2 protein-coding genes and 1 pseudogene are annotated in these 2322 nt (G+C 69.5%); 1 reads left to right on the top strand and 2 read right to left on the bottom strand.

What is annotated here, in order from left to right:
* Positions 1 to 574: pseudogene (locus tag H531_RS0112400) on the bottom strand (hypothetical protein); the annotation flags it as partial.
* Positions 571 to 1554: a hypothetical protein gene (locus H531_RS0112395; RefSeq protein WP_022799622.1), complete on the bottom strand. Its 984-nt coding sequence runs from the start codon at positions 1552 to 1554 to the stop codon at positions 571 to 573. The gene H531_RS0112395 and the pseudogene H531_RS0112400, both read right to left, overlap by 4 nt.
* Positions 1555 to 1652: 98 nt before the next feature.
* Between H531_RS0112395 and H531_RS0112390 the strand changes: the two genes are divergently transcribed.
* Positions 1653 to 2322 (top strand): hypothetical protein (locus H531_RS0112390; protein WP_156860522.1); only part of this gene is annotated, 670 nt, incomplete at its 3' end.

The following is a 2322-nucleotide window of genomic DNA, read 5'->3' as shown; positions in this document are numbered from 1 at the left end:
TCCCCTCCTTTACCCCTTCCTCCCCTGGGGGCCCTTTGCGGGGCAGGGGCCGGTAGACCAAGCGGACCCTTAGGGGCCTGGGGGTGGGGAAGCGGCGGCGGGATGGGGCCTCGGCCTTCGCCCCTTCTTGCTTTCCGGAGGAAGCGGTTCTGGGCGCCCCCCTCAGGACCTCCACCCAGAACTCCGGCGGCAGGCGGTCCAGGAAGGCCAAGAGCCTGGCCTCGGGGGGGATCGCCCTCAGGGAAGCCAGGCGTTGCCGAAGGGGAAGGAGCTTCTCCTCCTCGCAGAGGGCCTCGGCCAGCTCCCAGGCGAGGCCCCCTCCCAGGGAGGGGTGGCGCTCCAGGGCTTGGGAGAGCTTTCGGCACACCTCCTCCCGCTCTCCCCGCGCCAGGTGAAGGAGGGCCTGCCGCCCCAGGGCCAGGGCCTGGGCCACGGGGTCTTCCCCCCTGGGGCCCAGATTGGCGTGCCGCTCGGCTTCCTCCCGGAAGGCCTGGCCGAGGGCCTCCACCTGCCCCTCCAAAGCCAGGGCCAGGGCCTCCTGAAGGAGCTCCCGGAAGGGGCGGGTGGGCCTCACGCCGCGCCTCCTTTCCCGGAAGAGGCCAGGGCCTCCCATAGGGCATGGCGGTATTCCGCCACCAGGTCCCAATCGTACCCCTCGTGGGGGAAGCAGCCCTCCCCGCACACCCCTTGGGCCCAGGCCCCCAGGGCCCGGTACCACCCCGGGAGGGCCTTCTCTAAGGAGGGGGAGGGAATACTGGGGTCGCAGTCCTTTTCCGATAGGCAGGAGCACCTCTCGTAGAGCTCCCCCGGTCCGTCCTTCCCCGGCTGGATCCGGGCCACCCAGCACTCCTCTGGGTAGCGAAGCCCCAGGGCCTTCTTGTCCAGGGTCAGGGGGGGCACCTCCCGAAAGGGCCTCCCCACATTTCCTGCGCCCCGCAAGAAGGCGAAGACGAAGCAGGGGGCCAGGGCCTGCTCAAAGATCAGGGCCGGCAGGCCGTAGGAGCGCGCCAACAGGGCGAAGACGCCCAGGAAGGCCCCCACCAAGGGGGTGGCCGCGGCCCAGGCCTCGGGGTTGCAGGCCTTGAGGAGGGGCAGCAGGGAATCGGGAGGGCGGAGGCGGGAGTCCAGGCGCTTCAGGAGCCTGAGGACCAGGTCCCGGGGGTGGTAGTGGACGTGGAGGGCCTCCACCGCCCGCCTCAGGGCCTTCTCGGGGCTAGGCCCCTTGGAAACCCCAAGGAGGGCCTTCTCCCCCGAACCCAAGGCGGCGAGGAGCCGATGCGCGTTTTCCCCCTTGTTCAAAAAGTCAAGGAGGCTATCTTTGAGGTCCTCCGCGGTGTTCCAGCGGAGCTCCGCCCCGTTCTTGTGGGCCTCGAGGGCCAGGCGAAGCAGCAAGAGGCCCTGGAAGAGGACGCCCCCCCGCCGCAGGCCGAGCCCCCGCAACAAGGCCTCGTCGAAGAGCTCCTCCAGGGCGAGGGGGGCAAGGAGGGAAGGCGGCCGGCCAGGCTTCCCCCCTTCCCATCCCCCGACCTCCTCTTGGATCCCCCTTTCCCCCATGGCCCCCAGCATAATCCAGGCCCCAATAGTTTGCAACATGTACGAGCTTTGCGAAACCCGGCTTGTACTCCCCGTCCCGCCCGGCCTATCCTCGCCCCATGGAAGCTCCACGGAGGCTAGGGAAAGTGGGGTTAGGCCTCTTCGCGGGGCTCGCCCTCCTCGCCCACCCCGGCTTGGCGCAGGCGGGAGGGGAGTGGAGGGACGGGTCCGTTGGCCCCGAGGTCTCGGGGGGCTTGATTGGAGGCCAGGTGACGGGCGTGGCCTTCGGCGCCGGGGTTTTCGTGGCCACCGCCCCCTTCCGCCTCCTGGTTTCCCGGGACACGAGGAAGTGGGAGGTGATCCATGCCCCGGCCCGCATGAACAGCGTGAAGTACACGGAGGCGGGCTTCCTGGCGGCGGGGAACGCCGGTACCCTCATGGTCTCCAAGGACGGGAGGCACTGGAAGCACTACAGAGTGGGCCGAGACCTGGAGTGGGACCTGAACGAGGCCACCTACGGGAACGGGTGGTACCTGGTGATGGCCGCCCAGGGGGTCGTCCTGGCCTCCAAGGACCTGAAGCGCTGGATGCCCGTCCTCACCGCGCCGCGGGGGCTCATTTTGGGGATGGACTACGGGAAGGACCGGCTGGTGGTGGGCGGCTACTGGCAGCTCCTGGTGGCGGAGTACAAAGAGGAGGTGAAGGATATGCCCATCGCTTCGGTGCGGCGCAGGGGCAACTACCTGGACCTTTATGACGAGCGGGGCAGGCGGATCGGGGGCTTCGGCA

Origin of the sequence: Thermus islandicus DSM 21543, assembly GCF_000421625.1 — a bacterium.
GTDB lineage: Bacteria > Deinococcota > Deinococci > Deinococcales > Thermaceae > Thermus > Thermus islandicus.
Note: the sequence above shows the minus strand (reverse complement) of the source record. Positions and strands in the feature narration are given on the sequence as shown.